The organism is Providencia huaxiensis (genome assembly GCF_002843235.3).
Taxonomy (GTDB): Bacteria; Pseudomonadota; Gammaproteobacteria; order Enterobacterales; family Enterobacteriaceae; genus Providencia; species Providencia huaxiensis.
The window spans coordinates 2,554,814-2,578,275 of the sequence record NZ_CP031123.2 but is presented as its reverse complement, the minus strand read 5'-3'; the positions used below and the strand labels follow the sequence as shown (position 1 = coordinate 2,578,275).

Genomic DNA, 23,462 nt, shown 5'->3' with positions numbered 1-23,462 from the left:
AATATCCGCTCCTACTTAAGGTTAGCAGCGGATATTTATAGTGGGTAAATCAACAGCATTTATCTAAAATTGTGCATTTAATCCTAAGCGTAGTGTGCGGCCTGGAGCTGGCATCATACTGCGTGTTAGTGGGTCGATATAATAACGATCAGTTAAGTTGGTTACTAAGAATTCGACATTGATATTTTTATCAATTTGGTAACTGGCATAGGCATCTGCTGTAAAGGTCGGGGTCCAGTGCATTGGGCTATTATTCGCCATTGAATAACTCCCTGGGAATTGCTGCATTAATTTCCGTTCATCTTTATTTTGCACGCTGCTGGTATAACGTAAGCGTGTTCCCACCTCGAGAGTTTCATCCATAAAACGCATGCCGAGGTTAGAGTTAATCGCATATTTAGGCTGTAATTGTGTGCGTAAAAAGCCACCGGGGAAACCTGCGGTGGTGCATTGAGAGATATTATAGCGGTTAGTTGGATCCAAATTAGCGGGTGCGGAGTCATCACAAACTTCATTTTTGAGGCGGTAATCAACACCAATATCCATAAATACCCCACCATTATCGTAGCGGGCCAAAGCTTCAATCCCCGCGGTTTTATGCTCTTTTACTTGAACAAAATTAAGACGTCCATCACGGTCAAATGCATTTTCGATGACAGTATGGTAATAGCCTATTTTCACATCAGCGTGACGTTCAGCACCGAGTAACCCTTGTAAATTACGGGAATAGCCAAATTCTATGGTTTTCGCACGTTCGGGTTTGAATAACATTTTCTCTTTGCGAGCTTCACTTTCCCCAGCAAACCCAATGCTATTTTCGAAAATACTTGGCAAGCGTACTGTTTCGATGTAGCGCGCATAAACGCGGTCGTTATCAGACAACCAAATATTTGCACCAAAAGCAGGCGCCCAGCCATGGCTTTTTTGTTTGCCTGAGAATTTCCATTTTTCTTCTTCAGTGAGCTTTCGCTCGATATCATCTGAAGGATGCGAATAACTTGCCCCATAGACGTAAACTTCTTTACCCGTTACTGGGTCGACAGCGCGTGCTTGAGAGTCAAAAGTTCCGTTATGGAAAGGGTTCGTTTTTGTCGTATAGCGCCCGTCTTTATCTGATTTCCATTCCGTGCGGAAATTGACATCTAAAACGCCATTTTCTTCTGGATGTTGAGAGCTATTTCTCTTGGTGATGAAAACAGTATAATTCGTGTCATCAAGCCCTATCGTTTTGAGTAAGATTTGTTTGTTCCTATAGCCACCATTGAAGGGTTGGTAGCCATTTTCAATAGCTTTATTATATTCATCTTGGGTTAAAATTCGGTTGTAATTGATTTGTTTAGCAAGTCGTTCATCAGGGTTTTGAAAGCCTTTGGTTCGATTGCGCATTTGCTCTTTTAAGTAATCATCTTCTGTCCAGCCATCAATATATTTTGCTCCCGCATCCAACTCCAACCAACTCGTTGGGCGATAGTTAAAGTTAAAGGCAATACTGGTTTCTTGTCGATGGCCTTTACGTGGAAGGGCAATAAACGGGCTAGCAGTTTGCGATGGTGGAACGTCATTTGAGTCTAATTTTTCTTTGAGCATTGAACCGCGAATGGTTAAATCAAGATCGGGGGTGAGCGCCATGGTATTGCGTAAATTAAATCCAATGCGATCATTTTCAGAATTAGTTGCTGCGGTATTAATTAACGTGCCATCAATGTTAGGATCTTTGCCATCGCCATAGCCATACTCAAAGGCCCAGTCACGCTCTTTGGGCTCTCGAGGGTAGCCGCCAGAGGTATTGGTATCTCCTACGGAATGCGTCATCCAGATATTCGCATTTAGGTCAATCCATTGGTTATCTTCGGGTTTCCATTTGTATTCGGCATTATAGGCATTGACTGTAAAGTGAGCCAACGGCCATTGTGGTAGCACTTGTTTACCTTCAAGCTCAGCAAATCCTAAACGTGAGGGCATAATTTCACCATAGGTACTTTCACTCCGGCGAAAGCCAAGGTGTAGTGTTTGGTTTTCAGTGAGATATAAATTGGTTTTAACTAAATAAGATTCCAGCTCATTAGAGGTATTAGTCACTTCTTTTCCGGGGAGAAATACATTCGCGGCAAAAGGTAAGTAAGGATCTGGGCCAAGTTGTTGCTGTACTGTTTGTTGTTCATTTAGTTGAACGGATTCTTTATAACGGTGAGCGCCATTTTTCCCTGCAAAATAGTTGCCTTGGCGGCGATAGGCATAGGCAGCCATTAAATCGAATTTTTCTTGTCGAGTCCCAACCGCTATTCTTCCGCCATTATCTTTAAAATTGAAAAATTGTGCATTTCCTCGGGATTTCGGTGTGATGTGGACGACAGGATCGGAGAATACGGAGTTATTATCTTTATAAATCTCTGGGTGATCTCGGTAATCTTCGCCATAACCATAGTGAGGAATACGTTCACGAGTTGAATTACTGCTGGTTTCTAATTTTAAGCTGACACCAAACTTTTCATCTGGAGCGACGACGTCATCTATTCCTAGGGTTCTGATGGCTATCCCACCACCAACAGAGGTTTTTATATCACCAGCAAGAGAACCACTTTTTTCAATCTCAATACTACTAATGAGGTTTGGGTCCACATAATTACGGTTATTTGCCCCATTGTAACCCCGGTAAACTGTTAGTGATTGCTCTGTTCCGTCAACCGTAACAGGAACACGCTCTTGTCCTTGGATCCCTCGAATATTTGGGTCTAACGCACCACTGTTTCTTGCGTCACCGCTATAGACGCCAACTGCGCTATTTAGCACATCCGCGGTACTGGTACCTTTATAACGCTCAACAAGGTCTTTTCCTAAATAAATTTTAGAGCCTTTTGCATCATATTGGTCATCGTAGCCTTGTTGATCACGCTCTTTGATAGTTTTTGCGGAATCTTGAACAGTAATGGTACCGATGTGTTCTTCTTTTTCCCCTAAAGCAATCGATGGAATAAAAAGGGCAGTAATAATTGCAGTAGTAATAGGTGTTAATTTGTATTTATACATAGTGTTTTTCTCTGTGCCATAACGCTTAAAAACGGGTTTCTAACCCAATAGAAATTTCGTGCTGGTGATAGGAGTAAATTCCATCTGCGGAGCTGCGATTGTCACGAAAGCGATAACTGGTATAAGGCGTAAATGTGAAAAATGAATAATTTGGAAAATTGAGCCGCGCAAAGTACATCGCTTCACGATCATGGCGTTTCACATTCAGGAGGTAATTGAAGGCTTGAAATTGGCTTTCTCGATAGGTGGCTAGTGCTAATAAATGCACATCAGGTGTAATCACGGTATAGAAGCCGCCTCGGACACCCAACTGGTCATAATCATCACTACGAACTTCTGTGGTGAGACGCGTCGCGTCAGCTCCCAAAAATAGGGAGGTATCTGGGGTGATTCCATAGACACCCGTTAGGTGTAGGCTACTTCGATTACCATCGGCACTGTCATACGGTTTTTGGTAATGAAGCTGTTGGTGATCCGCGGACATACTGAGGATCATGTTTGGGCTGAATTGATAATCAGCTTCAATTTTGCCACCTATCCCTAAATAACGACGCTTTTCATTGACTGTTTTTAATTCAACTAATGGGCCAACGGCGACAGTGGTATTCGCATCATTAAAACGGTATAAAGCAGCTAAAGAGGTGGTATTCTCACTAAATTCGGCATAGTGAGGATAGCGGTCGCCATATGATGTCCCCTTGATTTGCAGCGAATGATGGCCAGAGATAGGAATTATTTTACTCAGGCTCGCGTCATAGGTGAGCCCTGACGACGCGATAGGGTTGTCCATTTTTAATGTGCCACCTGGTACTTCCCAAATTTTATTTTTATCAGGGACTTGGTTAATATTACTGTTATTTTTATATCCGAAAGAGAGACTCCCGCTCCAAGCTGTTCGGTTTTCGATAGCGCTAATAAATTGTTGGATGGTCTGCTTTACACTGGCAGGTAATGCAAGTGTTTCATCGTTGATTAAGTTTTGGAATAAAGCCAAAGACTCCTTATTTTGATTATCGTCAAAATAAGCTCGGGCAAGTTCCAACTTAATGCGAAGAAACTTTGGTGACAGTGCCAGTATTTGTTGGTAGTGGGCAATTGCTTCAGGGTAATGGTTTTGCGTTTTAGCGATTTCTGCTTTTGCAAATAAAATAAGCAATGGGTCCGCATCAGTTAGCTGCTGGTAGCGAGGCAATAAGCGTTGTACGTCTTGAAATTGCCGATGGTTGATTGCCAAATAAATCGCCTGGCCTAGATCTTGAGCGTTATTTTTTAGGGTATAGTTTTCCCCATTTAGTTTGATTGATAGGTCATCTGGGAGTAGCAATTGGTCTTTATGGGGGACAACTGCACTTTTATCACGATAATTTTGTTTATCTTTTTGCCATAACAACTGTTCACGGTCTGTATCCAGACTGGTTGAAAATGCAGAGGGCGCGACCATTGTAACCATGATGGCAAGGGTTAATAAAAGATATTGCATAGGGTTAGCTTCGGTAATAAAGGGTGGTGACCAGCAATGTGTGATGCTTTGTTGTGGTCACCGAGATTGATTTATGGATTACTGGGAAATATTCCCACGGCTTCCCCCAAAGGCCATATCTTTACTGTGGTCGCTGAATTCAGTTACCCCAGCAATATGTTTAGCTTGGTCGCCAAAAAAGTGCCCGCGGGTTTCACCTAATGCGCCATTAAGTGTCGCATCTCCTGCGAAGGTAGCATTATTTTTAATGGTGGCATCAATGTTCGTCGCACCAATATTCCCTGCTAAAGATTTAGTACCAAAGTTAGCTGTCAGGGTACCTGCGGCCATTGCACCTCCGTTATATTGGCTTATTCCTTTAACAGAGTATTCCGCAGTGCCCGCTGTTGGCATATTGGTGGTGATGTCTTTACCTGAGTAGTAAGCCGTGTGTGTGGTGTCATTAACTTGCCCTGTCGATGACCATTCACCGAAATACACCTCAGCATCCGCGACTTTGGCAAAGTTAAATACGCCCATTTTGTCATGTGAACCAGGGCCATTAGGCATGGAAATCACATGCGCTTCATTTCCCTGTTTTTTTGGCGCCATTTTTGTTAGGCCTGAGAATGAAATTATTTTTCCACCATATACAGTTTGCACACCAATACCGGGATCTCCGATAGCGCCACCATGGCCACCATTTGTCCCTTCTGTTTTACCAACGCGCACGGAAGGTTCATTTGGGTTGAAAGGCTGGCTTTGGTCAAAGCCGATCTCAGCAGAAGCGGCAAAAGTGACCCCACTCGTGGCGAATGCTAGGGCGATAATAGTTAACTTTTTCATCGAAATACTCCATTTTTATTAAAGATATTAACGATACTATTGATTAAGAAATTATTATTTCGCATATATATGACGGTAGGTATTAAATCAAATAATAATATAAATGCAAATGATAATTCTTCGCATTAACATTAAAATAATTATGGGTATCAATGGGATACTGGTATTTTGTTTGTTGTTAGTTGTTGATATTACGATTTATTTTTGTAATTAATTTGTTGGTTTATCATTTTTTATGATAAGTGTTTTTTTACGAAAAAGTTAAACTAGTCACATTTTAATGAGTTTGATTAAATGAATTACATAAAAAACATTAAAGTTAGTGTTGTTTACTTTTCCATCGTTGATGATAGCTATTCGCGGCTTAAATAGATTCAAATAATAAATGCAAATAATGCGCATTATCATCTATATTGTGGTAATTTTAGATCTTTAAATCACAAATAGATTGATGTATCACTCAAAACAAAGGGAGAAAAAAATGGCTCCATGGTTAATTTTTGGCGCGGGTGGAAAAGGTGTTGGTCATCAGGTTGCTCAGTTGGCAATAGCAGAGAAACGCCCAGTCATCGCAGTTGTACGTAATAGGCAATCCGCATCAGGTTTAGAGGCTTTAGGGGTACAAGTGTTAATTGGCGATGCTTGTGATAGTGAGGTGGTTAAGGCAGCTTGTCATTCCGCAGGAACAACTGCTACGGTTATTTCAACCATGGGAGGTACGCAAGATTACTTAGCTCACCGCACGGTGATTGATTGTGCCGAGCAAGCAGGTATATCTCGTATGGTGCTAGTCACGTCACTAGGTTGTGGAGACTCATGGCCTTATTTGTCTGCTCGGTCACGTGCTGCGTTTGGCCAGGCAGTGAGAGAAAAATCCCTTGCGGAGTCATGGCTACAAACTAGTTCGTTAGATTATGTGATTGTTCGCCCTGGTGGGTTATTACATGGTGAGCCAACGGGAAAAGCAGTTCTTCAACAAGAGGTTGAAGTTCATGGTTTAGTGATGCGCGCAGATGTTGCTTCACATGTTTACCAATTGGCTAAGCAAGAAGAATTGAAAAAACAAATTTATAGTGTGGTACAGCCCGGCCTGACACCCGCTTAATAAAACTAATGTTGTTTTTTAGCCTATCTGGCTTTTATCACATATAGGCTACCATTGGTCTCCACTGCGAAAGTCACAATATAGGGGCTGTGAAAAATCAATTAAATTGTTTTTTGACCACCCCATAACACCACCTTCTTCATCCACAGAGTGGATATAATGGCCTTGGTTGAGCTCATACAACGGTCCATTCCAAACCTGCCAACCGACAGATTGATATACATGAAAGCCTTCATCTGATGCAGAAAGGAGGCCTAGCTGATAGCAACTGGCAATAATTTGGTTGGTAGCCTGCATGAGTTGTTTACCGATCCCTTGGCGACGGTAGTTTTCTAGTACAGCCATCGCTTCAACATAGCCAACCGTTATTGGCATGTTACCGATTGCCATATGGCGTTGAATAATAGCAACATGACCAACAATCTGTTGATGGTCATAGGCTAAAACATGCATTCCCCCTAAAGCATGTTCGAAATCATCATGGGTAAAATCTTGCTCAAAGCTTTGATATAGCACGGAATACAATGCCTCTCTATTTTCTGTTGAAAGTTGAGACGTGTGTTTGTGTTTATATTCTATTGTCATTTAGCACCGTGGAATAATTGCAAAGAGGAGAAAATGGAAAAATGGTTAAGCTTGTAGAGTAGTATATCGCTGTTCAAAATAGGTTGTGGTGATTTTAATGTGCTAGTGTTAAAAACTATTTTAGTGCTTTTTAATAAAGCCATCGATATACTTTGTGGTATTACTCAAACGTTATTTTTATTAATATAATATTGACATTATAAATATTATTTCACTCCAAAATTTCGAATTTTATCATATTGTTATACTGAACAGACAATCTAGGTATTTTGCTTTATTGTGTGGTCGTTGCTCTTTTCAATAAGGATTATTGAATGAAGAAAAAAACGACATCAACGATACATGATGCGGCTTTTAAAGGATTTATGGCAAACATTGAAAATGCGCGAGACTTCTTCGAAATTCATTTACCGGAATATATAAAATCATTATGTGATTTCAATACGTTATCGCTGACAAATTCCTCGTTTATTGATAAACAACTTCGCTCGCGGTTATCGGATGTATTGTATTCAGTACAAACCTCTCAAGGGGAAGGGTATATTTATCTTTTAGTTGAACATCAATCAACTCCCGATAAACTCATGGCGTGGCGTTTAATGCATTATGCGTTTTTAGCGATGAATCAGCATATGCAGCAAGGAAAAACAACATTACCCATTGTTGTACCGATATTATTTTACCATGGGGCGCGTTCGCCTTATCCATATACACAACTTTGGACGGATTGTTTTCCATTACCAGGGATTGCACATGAGTTATACACACAACCATTTCCACTCGTAGATATTACCGTTATTGACGATAATGAACTCGTTAATCATCGAAAAATTGCGGTAATGGAATTAGCGATGAAACATAAATATCTTCGGGATGAATTCCAACAGGTACTCCCTCTCTTGGCGAAGGCACTCAATAAACATTATAATAGTGATAATGACATCATAACTATCCTCAATTATCTGTTTATTGCTTTAGACTCGCATAATTTTGAACAAGTTATTCAAGTTTTAGGGGAACAGACAGAAAAGCATAAGGAGACAATCATGAATATTGCGCAACGATTGCAAGATAAAGGACGACAAGAAGGACTGCAAGAAGGATTTCAAAAAGGCCAAGAAGAGGCAAATATAACAACTGCACGGAATCTTTTGGAGCAAGGAGTTAATATTGAGATAATAATGAAAAGCACTGGGCTGAGCCGTGAAAAACTTATTTCTTTACAGTAACTCAGGTGTTATGACTAAGATTTAAAAGGGATATTATTTATTAATATCCCTTTGTTTTTAATAATAGTTGAATAATATATAAATTATTTAAATGGTATCTATTAGGTTTGCTTATCCCATTGAACTAGCGCTAACGACAGCTGACTCAAAGCAGCATAAAAACCAAATTCATCATATCGTTGGCAGTTTTGGCTAAATATCGGTAGCCATTGCAGTAAAAGTGACAACGTTTTTAGGCGTAATTGTTCCACTTTTTCTTGCGCCAAATGGGCTTCATTTAATGAAAAATGTAAGTGGCTTAATAGCTCCAAAAAAATTGAAATATGGTCAGAAGGCTCGTTAAATGCCTTACTGGTTTCCATTCCTGCCTCGGCTAATAGGTACTTAATCTGTTCATTACCATGCTCACTGTTTGGATAAACTGAGGCGTAAGGTAAGGCGGATTGCTTATCTGACATTAAGAATAAACTGCAAAAATCTGCGGCTAATTCGAGCTGAGCATCATTTCGCATCATTAGCGCTTGGATTTTTGTTTTAACCTCTTGAATTGGCGAAATTAAAACGGGTTCCTGTTCGATAGTTGTAAACCAATCCATCATTTCGCTAGATTGAAGTTGCGCTATCGTTGCACTATCTAATTCACGTGAGAATAATTGTGCTAACCATGCATAAACACAGGCTATTTGTTCTGACGATAAAGTAATTTCTTTGGTCATCTATTCACCTGTGATGCAGGAACATATTCACATTGAGCCACCATTTCAATTGGCCCATCGAATGCACTGACGTTATCCACTTGCCCTGTGTATTTTTCTATCTCCACGATCGTCGTATGTGCGCTGGTGGCTTGAGCGAGTTGAGAGGTTCCTATATCCAATGTCAATACGTTTGGGTTTCCGTATTTACACAGAGCATTAATTTCTCCACCCTTAGTCGGGTCATACCAAGCTCCTTCATGGATACGAGCAACGCCTTCTGTATATAGGTCCGAAACCACGGCTCCGGCTAACACTTGCCCTCGGTCGTTGAAAACACGAACGATATCACCATTTTGTATACCTCTGGCTTTTGCATCTTTAGGGCTAATAAAGATAGGCTCTTTGCCACTAACGGAATAATATTGGCGTAATACAGGAGATTCGCACAATTGTGAATGTAAGCGAAAATCGGGGTGAGCAGATTGCAAATGTAATGGCCATTTTTTTGAACCAGGGCCACCGTGGGAGCGTTCCGCTTTTTCGAACCACATTGGGTGACCTTGGCAATCATCATATTGCATGTCGGCAATGGTTTTCGAATAAATCTCAATTAAACCACTCGGTGTCCCTAAAGGTTCTAAGTCGGGATCTTCCCTAAACGCTTGATGACGAACAAACATTTGTGGATGTTCAAATTCCACATAGCCTTCTTTTTCCCAGAACGTATCGAAGGATGGTAAATGAATACCACGGCCTTTTCCTTGCTGGCTGCCTTCTTGCCAAATGCGTTTTAGCCAGCCCATTTCGTCTAAACCTTCAGTAAAGGCTTCTTCACGGCCAAAACGACGACATAGATCGCGTAAAATGTCGAAGTCATTACGTGATTCAAACTGCGGTTCAACGAGCTGTTTCATCGCAATAATGCCACGATTTGAGTGGTTACCGTATTGGTCAAGGTCATTACGTTCAAATTGTGTGGTTGCCGGTAATACGATATCGGCAAAGCGACAGGTGGATGTCCATTGATTATCAATAGAAACAACCGTTTCAAGCTTGCGCCAACCTTCAATAATACGGTTAATTTGTTGGTGGCGGTGGAATGGGTTGGTTCCAGCAAATACGCACATTTTTAGTGGTGGCAATTTAACTGCTTTACCGTTCCAATTGATTGTTTTTCCTGGCTCTAAAATCGCATCGATAAAACGAGCAATAGGAATGGTGCTGCTGTAGCCTTTGTAGTCATTGTTATCATGAATGGGTGGCACTTTAGTTGAGCCGGAAAAACCACTTAAAATAATCCCCTGACGGCTTGGTGTACCCGCGCCATTATAATGCCAGCCGAAGCCAAATCCTCCACCCGGTAAGCCAATTTGACCTAACATCGCAGCTAAAACAACAATCATCCACGACCATTGTTCACCATGTTGCATACGTTGAACGCACCAACCTGCAATGATTTGGGTTCTATCTGCTGCCATTTGGCGAGCTAAAGCTCGGATTGTGTCGGCATCAATACCGCAAATTTCAGCTGCCCATTGTGCATCTTTGGGTTGTCCATCCGTTTTTCCCATTAAGTAGGGAACAAATTGCTCGAAACCGACACAATATTCTTTTAAGAAGGTTTTATCATGCAAGCCTTCACTGTAAAGCGTGTGGGCGATGGCTAATTGCAGCGGTACATCCGCTTGGGGGTTAATAGCGATATGTTGAACATTTGCACGTCCAAGGTAATCATGAGTTGAGGTGATTATAGGGTCAATACTGATGACTTTTATCTCGCCATTAGCCGCTTTCTCTTTGAGTTGTTCATAATATTCATAAACGTCATGATCAGGACACCACCAGTTAGCTTGTTGGTTTTTAATCAGGTCAGAGCCCCATAATACGATGGTTTTACTATTTTTCAGGACTAGCGGCCAAGAGGTTTGTTGTTCATAAACCTCCATCGACCCAACGACTCGAGGTAAAATGACTTGTGCAGCCCCCGTTGAGTAGTCTCCGCCAGTACTAACACTATTGCCATGCAGGGCAATGGCGCGGGCTAACATGCCTGAAGCATTGTGGAGCATCCCGGTTGATTGCCAACCATTTGCAGTGAGCAGCCCACTTGGCCCATAAGTTGTTTGAATACGTTCTAGCTCTTGATAGAACAAATCAAGGGCTTCATCCCAAGAAACACGTACGAAACGGTTATCACCCCGTTGAGAAGTATCACTTAAATGACGTTTACGTAGCCAATCAACACGAACCATTGGATAACGGATACGAGCGGTGCCATGTACATGGTCAGGCAATCCTGCAATCATTTTTGATGGGAATTTATCGTGTTCAAAAGGTTTTGCTTCGATAAAACGGCCATCAACTACAGTGGCGCGAATTGCACCCCAGTGTGACCCAGTCAGAATGCCTTCTTGTACTACCGCAGCTTGTTCGCCAACTGTCGCAGCGCTAGCCTTACGCGGTGTTAATAGGGAAGGGCCTAACATACCTGCCACAGTGAGCCCGCCAAGCTGGAACAAAAAGCGTCGACGAGAAGCTTGAAAAGTTGGATTATTTTTCATTCTGTACTCCGTTATCACCGTGTGAAGATCCTGCGGTATCAGATGCATTCATTTGTAAGTATTTCAGTAAGGTACGCTCTTCTCGCTTATCTAAACTGGTAAAGCCAATCATACCGTTTAATGTGCCTATCCAACCGTTAGCATCAAAGTGAGCGATATCTGGCGCACCATGGCATTGATTACATGAACCGTTATATAAAGAATCTGCATAAGCCCATATCGGTTTGATATCATTGACCATATCGCCTTGTTGCATCCATGCAGTTGCTTGCAGTTTGCTCCATGACGTATCTGTTGCAGCGACAACGGTGCTTTCTAAATTTTTCACATTTTCTTGAACATCACCGCGTATCGAAGCGACGAAAATTCGCTTACCCGGAAATTCAGATAGAACGCGTTGGCGACCATCGGTTTCTGTCCACCCTGTTATTTCAACTTGTAGCCAATCGCCATCACGTTTTAGAACTTTCACCTCTGAGGCAGGAAGTAACGAGCCTGCGGGGTCTTTATCCCCTTTATTGGCATAAAGAGGTTTAATATCAAGTGAATAAAGAATGTCAGCATCACTGTTTGCTTTCGCTCTTAACTCATCAAATTGTTTACGAAAGCCACTACTCATATCGGGTAGTTGATGGGCAATCCCTTTATGGCAATCAATACAGGATTGATTTTCTTTCGCAGCAATTTGCATTTGGCGAGCCGCTTCTGGGTTTTGTTTTGCGTGATCCATCGAGTCATAATCATGGCAAGAGCGGCAAGTGGCTGAATTATTCTCTTTCATGCGAGCCCACTCGCGTTCCGCAAGTTCGGCACGCTTGGCTTCAAATTTTTCTGGGGTATCTATCGAGTGAGCAATAAATGTTTGATAAATATCATTGCTTGCTTCGAGTTTCCGTTTAATCATGCCTGGAAGGTCGGAGGGAATATGGCAGTCATGGCATTCTGCGCGTACGCCAGATGCATTTTGGAAATGTACAGATTGTTTATATTCTTCGTAAACGGGTTCCATGCTATGGCAACTGACACAAAACTCAGTGGTGCTAGTCACTTTCATCCCAACATGGGGGACAACGATTAACGCAACACCCACTGCAATCCCGACAACGATTAACGTTAGCATTGACCAACGAGCACTTGGTTTTCGCAACGCTCTCCAGAGTTTCCGCATAATAGCCCCTGTAATTATATGGTTTAATACAGGCAATCTTATTGAGTTAATATGAATAGCGGTACTAGCCAGAATGAACAGCTTACGGCAAGATATGAGCAAATATGAACAGATATGAACAGAAGAGAGTGTATCAATGACATCACATCATATTGTGGTTGTTGAAGATGAACCCGTTACTCAGGCTCGCTTACAGGCTTATTTTGAGCAAGAAGGATATCGTGTTTCTGTGACGGGGAATGGTGCGGGTCTACGTGAAATTATGGATCAGCAGGCCGTTGATTTGATTCTGTTAGATATTAATTTACCGGATGAAAACGGGTTAATGTTAACAAGAGCAATACGTGAGCGTTTCACGGTGGGGATTATTTTAGTCACCGGCCGCTGTGACCAAATTGACCGTATTGTGGGGTTAGAAATGGGAGCAGATGATTACGTTACTAAACCCTTGGAATTGAGGGAGTTAGTCGTTCGCGTTAAAAATTTACTTTGGCGCATTGACCTTGCTAAGCCTTCGCAAACCCAAGTTGTTTCTCAAGATAATTGCTATCAGTTTGCGGGCTATTGCCTAAATGTCTCAATGCATACACTCCAATTTGAAAATCAGGTTATCAAACTCACACGGGCAGAATATGAAATACTTGTGGCGTTTGTGACTAACCCGCGGGAGATTTTAACCCGAGAACGTCTGTTACGTATGTTATCTGCCCGACGAGTCGATCACCCTGATTTACGCACCGTGGATGTACTTATTCGTCGTTTACGCCATAAAATCAATGCTGATTTATTAGTAACTCAGCACGGTGAAGGCTATTTTTTAGCTGCCGATGTATATTGATATACGGGCCTAAAGCCTCCAGGGGATAATGAATTGCGTAAGTGTTCACTATCGGCATTTTGTTGAGTAAGCACTAAAATCGGCGGGCTGATATTGTTTGGAACCGGCTGCTCTTGTAGTACTTTGATGGCTTGTTCAATCACTAGCTCACCTTGCCAAACCATCTGGTCGCTGGCGGCCATAATTATTCGGCCTCTTTTTAAGCCTCGGTAGACTTGATGAGACAAGTAAAAAGAAACAATATTAAGTGGTTTCGTTAAGTTACGGCCTTCACCCATTGCGGCCTCAGCGGCAATCGCTGTGCCAACGACAACATTAATATCAGGGTTACGCTCTAACATTTCATGCAACAAATTGCGTTGCACCTCAAGGTCGTTATCCCCTTGTGCGACGTCCACAATTTGTACTTGGCTACCTGCAATAGCTTCTCGGAATCCTTGTTCCATTTCATGGCTGCCACCGGCATTTAATGGCCCTGGCATGAGTAAAACTTTCAATGGCTTGCTTTGGCTCCATTGCACTAAATAGCGCCCCGGCTGATAGCCCATTTGGAACCAAGGCACACCAACACGGGTTTTTATTGTGTTATCGTGGGTGGCATTGATGACTTCAATGACAGGCGTATTTCCCACGAGTTGGCTAAGGTTTGGAAAAGTTGTGGTGCTACTTCCCAGTAAGATAGCATCTGCTCCCCATTGTTGGCATTGCGTAATTTGCTTTTGTTGGGTTGCTAGTTGGTTATATCCACCGGCTTCTAGTACGTTTAAGTCAACGCCATAGTGTTTTGCCGCTTTTTGCATGCCATAATTAATTGATAACCAATAAGAATCTTTTAAACTAGGGTAAAGCGCGCACAACTTCCAGGTTTTTGTGGCGGTTACGGGATCATGTGTTTGGTGATTAAAATGTAGGTTATCACGCCACTGAATGAGTGAACTATTCTGTGCCATTGCTAGGTTCAACAACGAGTGAAATATGAACAGGAGTAAAATCAATACACGCATGATAGCCTCACAAACCAGAAACCGTTATCCTAAATGCTTTCTTACTACTAACTCAATCATTTTAATTTTTAGGCTAACCAAACCGTGAATTTATCACTAACTAGACGATTGTGGATGGGCTTTGCGCTGATGGCCGCATTGACCTTTATCAGCACCCTTGTAGGGTGGTACAACTTACGTTTTGTTAGCCAAGTTGAACAGGCCAATACCGAGGCTCTGATCCCAACCATGAATATGGCAAGGCAACTGAGCGAAGCAAGTGCTTGGGAATTATTTTCTGCACAAAATCTCACAAATGCGGATAGTGAAAGTATTTGGTTAGCACAAGGGCGGATGTTAACAGCACAAAGCCTGAAAATCACGAATATACTGAAAACATTACGAGAACAAGGTTTTAATACACAAGATATTGAACAGCAAGAAAAAGAAATTGCTCAATCATTAAGCCAACAGGGTGAGTTAGTCGGGCAGCGTTTAAAACTGCGCGCAGAGCAACAACAATTAAGGCAGCATATAATTGCAGCGGCAGGTGATATCGCCCAAATGGCACATGGTCAGGCAAACAATGCTGCCACTTCAGCGGGAGCAACTCAGGTCAGTATTTATGACCTTATCGAAAGGAATCAAGGGGAACAAGCCCAACAAGCCCTTGATCAACTAATTGATATTGACCTTGAATATGCTAGCCAAATGAATGAACTTCGATTAAGCGCGATGCGTGTACAGCAAATGGTACTTAATTTAGGTTCAAACCAGCCCCACCGTAATATGGCTGAATTAGAAAAACAGTTGAATTCTGCAGTTAAAATCTTACAACGTCGGCAAAAATATATTGAAGACCCCGCAGTGCGAGGCCAAGTAGAAAACGCGTTAAATAGCGTGAAGCGCTATACAGAGTTAATTGCGTTGTACCGGCAAGATAACGACATCACAACACGTTTACAGATTTTATCACAAAATAATATTGACCAATTTGCACGTTTTAGTAGTGAAGTAGCGCAATTAGTTAACATCATTGAGCTGCGTAACCAAACCGCATTGGGGCAACTAAAGCAAGCCAGTGAGCGGGGGCAGAATTGGTTGTTAGCATTGAGTATTGTCTCTCTACTCTCATTGGTTTTGATCCTTTGGCGAGTGGTTTATCGCTTAGTGACAAAACCGTTGGCGCAGCAGACTCAAGCACTTCAACGGTTGTTAGAGGGCGATATTGACTCCGCATTTCCTGAAACCGCAGGAGTGAAAGAGCTTGATACGATTGGCCGTTTAATGGATGCATTTCGTGAAAGTGTTCATGCCTTAAATAATCAGCGTGAACAGCTAGCAGATGAAGTCAAAGCGAGGACGGCAGAACTGCGTGTGATGGTCGTTGAGCACCGAAAAGCTCGTTCTGAAGCGGAACAAGCCAATCAGGCGAAATCGGCATTTTTGGCGGCAATGAGCCATGAAATCCGTACTCCTCTTTATGGGATTTTGGGGACAGCGCAACTGTTATTAGAAAATAAAGTACTTAATCAGTATCATGATGATTTATATGCAATTACTGACTCAGGTGAATCTTTATTAGCCATTTTAAATGACATTTTGGACTACTCCGCAATTGAAGCCGGAGGACATAATGTGTCTATCAATGATGAGCCTTTCGAACCCAAGCCGTTATTAGAAAGTACTTTGTATTTAATGAATGCGAGTAATAAAAACCCTGCTATTCAGTTAGTTGCAGATATTGCGGATGATTTGCCGATTGCTTTACAAGGGGACCCGCTACGGATCCGACAAATTATCACAAATTTACTCAGTAATGCATTGCGCTTTACTCAACAGGGGCAAATTACGTTACGCAGTTGCCGTTATGGCAAATATTGGTTTATTGAAGTGGAAGACACAGGGTGCGGCATTGATAGCTCGCGATTTACGGATATTTTTAAGCCATTTGTGCAAGTAGATAGCCAGCGGGGTGGAACGGGGCTTGGACTGACAATTAGTGCAAGTTTAGCGCAAGCGATGGGCGGTGAATTAACGGTTAGTAGCCAATTAGGGAGCGGGAGCTGTTTTCGTTTAACACTGCCGTTATGTATCGCCTCGCATCCCGTAAGTAAATCGGCTGATCTGCCATTAGACATGTTGGGCGTGCATTTATTACTCATAGAAGACAACCCATTGACTCAGAAAATTAGTGGGGAAATGTTAACCCGCAGCGGGGCACAGGTCACTATTGTTGGGTCTGCAGCTGAGGCGCTAGCAGCCCTACAAACTGGGCAACAATTTACCGCGGCATTGGTGGATTTCGGTTTACCTGATATCGATGGTATCACCTTAGCTAAACAATTAGCGAAAACCTATCCCCAATTGATTTTGATTGGTTTTAGTGCTCATTTGATTGATGAAACTTTACGCCAACGGACCAGCCAAGTTTTTCGTGGAATTATTCAAAAACCGGTACCAAGAGATACGTTAAACAAGTTAATCGTTAAATATATTTCAGGCGGTGAATATACATTGCCTGCTCCTAGTATTCAGGAGAAATTTATAGATTTACAACAGCTTATTAGTGATGCCGAACTAATGGGACTTCCGAAAATTCGCGAATGGGTGAGTATTTTTAAACAGCATTCCTTGCCTTTGATTGACCAAATTGACATTGCACGAGCAGAAAATAACACAGAACAAGTCAAGCGCCTTGCGCACCAGTTAAAAAGCAGTTGTGCCAGTTTAGGAATGCAAAGTGCAGTAAAAACTTGTGAGTTATTAGAGCAGCAGCCAATGGCGGATACTCAATTGAAAGATAATGTGCAGCAAGGCTTACAGGCTATTGAGCAATGGTTGAATGAAACACATTGATTCTTTAACTAGCCCGTAAGATTAACGAAGGTATATGTTCAAGATAGAAGCTTAGCGAGCAACCCGTAGGCCTCCATTCACACCTTGTGGGCTCCAAAGTATTTGCCATAACTGAATGTCTCTAGCTCTAAATGCACCTGCACAAGCATTTAGATAATAGGAAAACATGCGTTTGAAACGAGGTGTATAATTAAATTCGAGTTCAGGCCAAGCGGCTTGGAAACGGGAGTACCATGCCATGAGTGTATGGTCATAATCAGCACCAAAATTATGCCAATCCTCCATCACTAATTTACCTTCACTGGTTTCACCAATATTTTGCACAGAAGGTAGGCAGCCGTTTGGAAAAATATACTTATTGATCCACGGGTCGACATTCACTTTACTTTGGTTAGAGCCAATGGTGTGAAGTAAAAACAGGCCATGAGTTTTTAAATTGCGCTGAATAACATCAAAGTAAGCCGCATAGTTTTTCGGGCCGACATGCTCAAACATGCCGACAGAGACAATACGGTCAAATTGGTCATTGAGACCTCGATAATCTTCTAATTTAATATTGACATCTAAGCCTGCACAGCGCGCTTGAGCATATTTTTGTTGCTCCGCGGAGATAGTGACACCGGTGACAGAAACGCCAAAGTTTTTTGCCGCATAGGCGGCAAGTCCCCCCCAGCCACAGCCAATATCAAGTAATCGCATCCCCGGTTTTAATTGCAGTTTTTCGCAAATTAAATTTAATTTTTGTTCTTGTGCGAGATGAAGGTTTTCAGGAACCGTTTCTAGGCCTTTCCAGTAGCCACAGGAATATTGCATATAAGGGTCGAGCATCAAGGAAAATAAGTCATTCCCGAGGTCATAATGTTCTTCTCCAACAATACGAGCGCGTTTTAAGGTTTGTAGATTACGAACACGAGCAACAGCAATTTTTAATGTATCACTGAAGTTATGAGGTATTTTTTTATCGAGTCTATGGCGTAATACATATTGGAAAAATATATCTAAGCGCTCGCAATCCCACCAACCATCCATATAGCTTTCACCTAATCCTATTGAACCTTGTTGTAGCACGCGTTTAAAGAATAGGGGGTTGTGAACTTGAATATCAAAAGGGCGGGAACCATTAATTTTAATGCCAGCTTCACTTAATAGCTCGGCAGCAATGCGTTGCCAAGGGTCGATAGTGTTTTTTTGGTTAACGATGTGTTCAGTACTCATCTGATCTCCAATTTTTTTCAAAGTGGGATTCAGAGAACTTTATTTGTGACGTATTCGCGGTACAGCAAAACAGGAATATTGACCACCACTGCATGACAGTCAGTGTATTAGCGTTATTGTTGCTATAAATAAAGCTCAAATCCAGTTTCAGATAACTCTCTAAAAAATATAAAACGTTCACATTGAATTTCAATAGAAATTGCACTTAATACGTAGAAATGGCACTTATAACCAAAAAAGGAGTTCTTATAAGACGTTTATTTGCACTCCAAAGCTTTTTAAGCTCTGCAATAAGTATTGGATTAAGTCTAGTATATAGGAATGACTTTTGTGTAAGAAATACGCTATTAGTTGCTTTTTATCCGATTAAGATTAGTTTTCGGGCTGATCATATTTAAATTTAATGATGAGCTACAAGATACATGGCTCACCGATGATTATAGGGAGCCATTTTGGAATAAAAAATTAATGGTTAGATTTTTGGAGTATATCCATAACGTATTGTTTCCGTTTGTTCTAAATGAATTTGGGTTACCGCCGGTTGGGTATTGGCGATCACCTGACCATCTCGAATAGAGTAACGCACGGGGACTTGACGGCGCACGGCATCGAAGCCATTTTCTGCTGGTAAAATCAATAAACTAGCGCGTTTTCCTTCACTCACACCATAATCTTGCAAGTTCAACGTACGTGCGCTGTATTCACTGATCAGCTTTAATCCGTCATTGATTTGCTGGTAACCCATTAATTGGCAAACATGTAACCCCATATGCAGGACTTGCAGCATGTTGGCAGTACCTAGAGGGTACCATGGGTCAAATACATCGTCGTGACCGAAACAGACGTTAATCTCCGCGGCTAGCATCTCTTTAACACGGGTGATACCTCGACGTTTAGGGTAAGTATCAAAACGGCCTTGTAAGTGAATGTTCACTAACGGATTAGCCACAAAGTTAATCCCAGACATTTTTAGCAGGCGAAATAAACGAGATGTATAAGCACCATTGTATGAATGCATTGCGGTGGTATGGCTTGCTGTGACGCGAGAGCCCATGCCTTGTGCATGCGCTAACGCTGCGACCGTTTCAACGAAACGGGATTGCTCATCATCGATTTCATCACAGTGGACATCAATCAAACGGTCATACTTCTGCGCTAAAGCGAATGTTTTATGGAGAGATTCTACGCCATACTCACGGGTAAACTCAAAATGTGGAATAGCACCGACGACGTCGGCACCGAGGCGTAATGCTTCTTCTAACAGGGCTTCGCCATTTGGATAAGACAGGATACCTTCTTGAGGGAAAGCAACAATTTGCACATCAACCCAAGGTGCGATTTCTTGTTTTACCTCTAACATCGCTTTCAGTGCAGTTAATGTCGGGTCTGACACATCCACATGGGTGCGAACATGTTGAATACCATTGGCTATTTGCCATTTAAGGGTTTGCCACGCTCGGCTTTTAACGTCATCGTGGGTGAGCATCGCTTTGCGCTCAGCCCAACGTTCGATACCTTCAAAGAGCGTTCCAGACTGGTTCCAATTGGGTTGCCCAGCGGTTTGAGTGGTATCTAAGTGAATATGTGGCTCAACGAAGGGAGCGGTTACTAAACCACCTTCACCGTCTACGCTGTTTGGCAATACTTCGCCTTCAATTTGTGGAAGAATAGCTTGGATTTTCTGATTATCGATATCAATACGCCACAGCCCATCACACTCAGGTAAACGGATATTATGGATATGTTTGATAGTTTGATTAAGCACGGTTATCTCCGAATCAGTAGTATGGCGGCGATTTAAGAATGGGTTGAGGGTAGCGTCACTTTTTTTAGTAATTCAATGCATTCTTGTGCACCACGTTTAAGCACATGCCCTTTCAAACATACTGCATGAATAGGCAACTTAAAGCCATTTGGGGTATTTTTAAACTCAAGGGGTTTTAGTGAGCCATCGTTTAATTTATCTTTAATCAGTGATAAAGGAAAATTTCCCCATCCCATACCATTCTCGACTAAACCGAGAGCCAAAGAGAAACTGTCTGCTTTCCAATAATTACTGGAAACTAGAATGCGGATATCACTCAGTTCACGCTGACGACTCGCAATAATTATTTGCCGACTTTCAACAAGATCTTCGATATAAAGTGAAGTTTTATTTTGTAGAGAGGGATGTTTAGCAGAAATGGTGGCAATAATTGATTCTTCGCCAATGTAATGAAATTGCTCTTGGGAATTAACATTTAAACCGCCAAAGACAATCGCGAGATGAATTTGTTGTTCATGTAGTAACGGTAAAAGATCATCTTGAGGTGCGGTAATCAGCTCAATATGCAGTAAAGGGTAACGCTGGCTTAAAATATGTAGAGCATCAAAGAGTAAATTGGCATTAATACCAGCCGCAATACCAATGGTCAGTGTGCTTTCAACACCTTGAGATAATTCCAGAGAAAAAGTATTGAGTTGAGATAAATTGGCAATAATATGTCGTGCGTAGGGCGCTAATGAAAGCGCTTTTTCTGTGGGTTTAGGTTCCCGCGTATGTCTATCAAATAATTCAAATCCAAGTTCAGCCTCTAGATTCGCTACTGCCATGCTAACCGCTGAAGGTACGCGTTTTAAGGCCCTTGCCGCTGCAGAAAATGAGCCTTTATCTAATACAGTAAGAAAAACTGTTAAGTTATCACTATTAAATGGCATTGTTGACCTTTCAATAAAACTGATAGAAGCTGACTTTTATTATCATTGAATTATATTTATTTTACCACCTTATTGATAATGATATTTTTGGGGGTGGAAAAATGCAGGGGATTAAACGTAAAATTGTTTTTGTAACGGCTTATGAGGTTATTGGTTGGTTAATTTCAGCTTTAGCATTAGCTTTTCTTTCTGGTAATTCTGCGGAAACAACAGGTCCATTAGCTTTAGTCATAACAACGATTGCGGTTAGCTGGAACTTTATTTTTAATACTGCGTTTGAATATTGGGAATCAAAGCAAAAATCACGCATTAGAACTTTTAGGCGCCGGTTTGTACACGCCATATTATTTCAATTAACGTTGGTGGTTTTTTTAATTCCTTTAATTGCATGGTGGTTGTCAATTAGTCTTTTACAAGCATTAATACTTGATTTTGCCCTAATTATTTTTATCCCAATTTATACTTTCTTTTTTAATTGGGCTTTCGACAAAATATTTGGTTTACCGAAATCGGCATTACCGCAAGAAAATAACGTGGCATTATAGAATGACTAATGTGTTTCCTTCCTTTTTATATTGGAAGGAAACACAGAAAATATTGGTTATTTTAGTAGCCTAGCTTTAACGGATTTTCCTTTGATTTTCCCTTGCTGTAAATGTTTCCAAGCTTGTACCGCAACTTCACGTTTGAGTGCGACATAGGCATGGGTAGGGTGGATCACAATCTTGCCAATATCGGCACCATTGAGGCCAACTTCGCCGGTCAAGGCACCGAGAATATCACCGGGGCGTATTTTGGCTTTTTTACCACCATCAAGGCATAAGGTCATCATCGTCGCTTCTAACGGAGCGATACGTATACCTGTAGGCTCGGCTTGCCAATTAAGCTTCATATTTAACATTTCTTCTAGAGCATTGGCTCGCTGGGCTTCTTCTGGTGCACACAAACTCACCGCTAAACCGCTTTCTCCAGCACGTGCAGTTCGGCCGATGCGATGAACATGCACTTCAGGATCCCATGATAATTCATAGTTAATCACCATTTCGAGGGCTTTAATATCTAACCCTCGGGAGGCAACATCCGTAGCCACTAATACACGGCTACTTCCGTTAGCGAAACGCACAAGAGTTTGGTCGCGTTCACGCTGTTCCATGTCACCATGAAGCACTAAGACACTTTGCTTGCTTGCGGTTAAGGCATCATAAACGGCTTGGCAATCTTTCTTCGTATTACAAAAAACGACACAAGAAGCTGGCTGTTCACGGCTCAAGAGTTTTTGTAATAATTCAATTTTTTCGTGACGAGCGACTTCATAAAATTGTTGTTCAACGGCAGGAAGTTCATCAACACTATTGATTTCAATTGTTTGAGGGGCATTCTGAATTTGCTGACTAATTCGTGCAATTTCATCTGGCCAAGTAGCTGAAAATAATAGTGTTTGTCTATTAATTGGTGCGTAGTCAATGATGGACTCAATATCTGGCATAAAGCCCATATCGAGCATTCTGTCTGCTTCGTCTAAAACTAATGTTTGCAATGCATCAAGTTGTACTGTTTCACGATTTAAATGATCAAGTAAACGTCCCGGGGTGGCAACAATAATATGAGCAGCATGGGCAAGGGAGTCGCGTTGTACACTAAATGGCACACCACCACAGAGCGTTAAAATTTTGATATTAGGGATCGCGCGAGCTAAACGACGTAATTCATTAGCGACTTGGTCTGCCAGTTCGCGAGTTGGACATAAAACTAATGACTGAGTTTTAAATAATTTAGCGTCAATATGTTGTAATAAACCCAGACCAAAAGCAGCCGTTTTGCCGCTGCCAGTTTTAGCTTGTGCTCGAACGTCTTTTCCGGCAAGGATAGGGGGAAGAGCGGCCGCTTGGATCTGCGTCATGTTTAGGTAGCCTAACTCTTGCAAGTTAGCGAGTTGTTCCGCAGAAAGCGCGTTTAGGTCAGCAAATGAAGTCACAATACAATCTCAAATAGAATAAAAGACATAATGGCGCTAATAATACTATTCCTACCTTACTCTGTCTGTTTTTAATTCAAGATTAACGTTAAACCCTACAATCATCGATATGGGTTAAATGTCTGAAATGAGAGGGGGAGAATAAATTTCTCTCATATTCTTCTTTAATAGTATTACTCGATGGAAATTAAGAGTAATTACAGATATTAATGTTAAA

At 41.6% G+C, this 23,462-nt stretch carries 17 protein-coding genes; 5 read left to right on the top strand and 12 right to left on the bottom strand.

Annotated elements, in window-relative coordinates; translation table 11 throughout:
- Window positions 1–63 precede the first annotated feature (63 nt).
- The 3 genes from CYG50_RS13545 to CYG50_RS13535 all read right to left on the bottom strand — a co-directional run bounded on the left by CYG50_RS13545 (window position 64) and on the right by CYG50_RS13535 (window position 5,332).
- Window positions 64–3,027, bottom strand: a complete 2,964-nt coding sequence (locus tag CYG50_RS13545) for a TonB-dependent receptor plug domain-containing protein (RefSeq protein WP_102140017.1) — start codon at window positions 3,025–3,027, stop codon at window positions 64–66.
- A 25-nt stretch (window positions 3,028–3,052) separates the two neighbouring features.
- Complete coding sequence (locus CYG50_RS13540) at window positions 3,053–4,507, bottom strand: porin family protein (RefSeq protein WP_102140016.1); 1,455 nt, start codon at window positions 4,505–4,507, stop codon at window positions 3,053–3,055.
- 78 nt (window positions 4,508–4,585) lie between these two features.
- Window positions 4,586–5,332 (bottom strand): Slam-dependent surface lipoprotein, encoded by a 747-nt coding sequence (locus tag CYG50_RS13535; RefSeq protein WP_102140015.1) that lies wholly within the window; start codon window positions 5,330–5,332, stop codon window positions 4,586–4,588.
- A 481-nt stretch (window positions 5,333–5,813) separates the two neighbouring features.
- Here CYG50_RS13535 and CYG50_RS13530 point away from each other — a divergent pair, with 481 nt between their 5' ends.
- The gene (locus tag CYG50_RS13530; protein ID WP_102140014.1) at window positions 5,814–6,437 is read left to right on the top strand and encodes an SDR family oxidoreductase; all 624 of its coding nucleotides are present in this window, start codon (window positions 5,814–5,816) and stop codon (window positions 6,435–6,437) included.
- A gap of 48 nt (window positions 6,438–6,485) precedes the next feature.
- On the opposite strand, the gene CYG50_RS13525 is transcribed toward CYG50_RS13530, so the two are convergent.
- Window positions 6,486–7,022, bottom strand: a complete 537-nt coding sequence (locus CYG50_RS13525) for a GNAT family N-acetyltransferase (RefSeq protein WP_102140013.1) — start codon at window positions 7,020–7,022, stop codon at window positions 6,486–6,488.
- A 314-nt stretch (window positions 7,023–7,336) separates the two neighbouring features.
- Between CYG50_RS13525 and CYG50_RS13520 the strand changes: the two genes are divergently transcribed.
- Window positions 7,337–8,251: an Rpn family recombination-promoting nuclease/putative transposase gene (locus tag CYG50_RS13520; RefSeq protein ID WP_102140012.1), complete on the top strand. Its 915-nt coding sequence runs from the start codon at window positions 7,337–7,339 to the stop codon at window positions 8,249–8,251.
- 101 nt (window positions 8,252–8,352) lie between these two features.
- On the opposite strand, the gene torD is transcribed toward CYG50_RS13520, so the two are convergent.
- From torD to torC, 3 genes are read right to left on the bottom strand one after another with little or no spacing between them, the layout of a single operon-like run.
- A complete protein-coding gene (torD, locus tag CYG50_RS13515) occupies window positions 8,353–8,967 on the bottom strand; it encodes a molecular chaperone TorD (RefSeq protein WP_102140011.1) in 615 nt (204 codons plus the stop codon).
- Complete coding sequence (gene torA, locus CYG50_RS13510) at window positions 8,964–11,510, bottom strand: trimethylamine-N-oxide reductase TorA (protein WP_102140010.1); 2,547 nt, start codon at window positions 11,508–11,510, stop codon at window positions 8,964–8,966. Before torA ends, torD begins: the two co-directional genes overlap by 4 nt.
- The gene (torC, locus tag CYG50_RS13505; RefSeq protein ID WP_102140009.1) at window positions 11,500–12,678 is read right to left on the bottom strand and encodes a pentaheme c-type cytochrome TorC; all 1,179 of its coding nucleotides are present in this window, start codon (window positions 12,676–12,678) and stop codon (window positions 11,500–11,502) included. Before torC ends, torA begins: the two co-directional genes overlap by 11 nt.
- A 136-nt stretch (window positions 12,679–12,814) precedes the next feature.
- Between torC and torR the strand changes: the two genes are divergently transcribed.
- Window positions 12,815–13,516 carry a two-component system response regulator TorR gene (gene torR / locus CYG50_RS13500; RefSeq protein WP_102140008.1) on the top strand — a complete coding sequence of 234 codons (702 nt, stop codon included), beginning with the start codon at window positions 12,815–12,817 and terminating at the stop codon, window positions 13,514–13,516.
- Here the strand turns inward: torR and torT are convergent.
- The gene (torT, locus tag CYG50_RS13495) at window positions 13,489–14,511 is read right to left on the bottom strand and encodes a TMAO reductase system periplasmic protein TorT (protein ID WP_375373124.1); all 1,023 of its coding nucleotides are present in this window, start codon (window positions 14,509–14,511) and stop codon (window positions 13,489–13,491) included. The two genes, torR and torT, sit on opposite strands and share 28 nt — an antisense overlap.
- Window positions 14,512–14,604: 93 nt before the next feature.
- On the opposite strand from torT, the gene torS reads away from it, so the two are divergent.
- The gene (gene torS, locus CYG50_RS13490; RefSeq protein WP_102140006.1) at window positions 14,605–17,358 is read left to right on the top strand and encodes a TMAO reductase system sensor histidine kinase/response regulator TorS; all 2,754 of its coding nucleotides are present in this window, start codon (window positions 14,605–14,607) and stop codon (window positions 17,356–17,358) included.
- Between the two features lie 51 nt (window positions 17,359–17,409).
- On the opposite strand, the gene cfa is transcribed toward torS, so the two are convergent.
- The 3 genes from cfa to CYG50_RS13475 form a co-directional block, all read right to left on the bottom strand.
- On the bottom strand, window positions 17,410–18,573 hold the full coding sequence (cfa, locus tag CYG50_RS13485; RefSeq protein WP_102140005.1) for a cyclopropane fatty acyl phospholipid synthase: 1,164 nt from the start codon (window positions 18,571–18,573) through the stop codon (window positions 17,410–17,412).
- 472 nt (window positions 18,574–19,045) lie between these two features.
- Window positions 19,046–20,338 carry a cytosine deaminase gene (locus CYG50_RS13480; protein ID WP_102140004.1) on the bottom strand — a complete coding sequence of 431 codons (1,293 nt, stop codon included), beginning with the start codon at window positions 20,336–20,338 and terminating at the stop codon, window positions 19,046–19,048.
- A gap of 32 nt (window positions 20,339–20,370) precedes the next feature.
- Window positions 20,371–21,270, bottom strand: coding sequence for a LysR family transcriptional regulator (locus CYG50_RS13475; RefSeq protein ID WP_102140003.1), 900 nt, complete (start codon window positions 21,268–21,270; stop codon window positions 20,371–20,373).
- A gap of 101 nt (window positions 21,271–21,371) precedes the next feature.
- Between CYG50_RS13475 and CYG50_RS13470 the strand changes: the two genes are divergently transcribed.
- Window positions 21,372–21,815, top strand: a complete 444-nt coding sequence (locus tag CYG50_RS13470) for a PACE efflux transporter (protein WP_102140002.1) — start codon at window positions 21,372–21,374, stop codon at window positions 21,813–21,815.
- Between the two features lie 56 nt (window positions 21,816–21,871).
- On the opposite strand, the gene dbpA is transcribed toward CYG50_RS13470, so the two are convergent.
- Window positions 21,872–23,245 (bottom strand): ATP-dependent RNA helicase DbpA, encoded by a 1,374-nt coding sequence (gene dbpA / locus CYG50_RS13465; protein WP_102140001.1) that lies wholly within the window; start codon window positions 23,243–23,245, stop codon window positions 21,872–21,874.
- Between the last annotated feature and the right edge of the window lie 217 nt (window positions 23,246–23,462).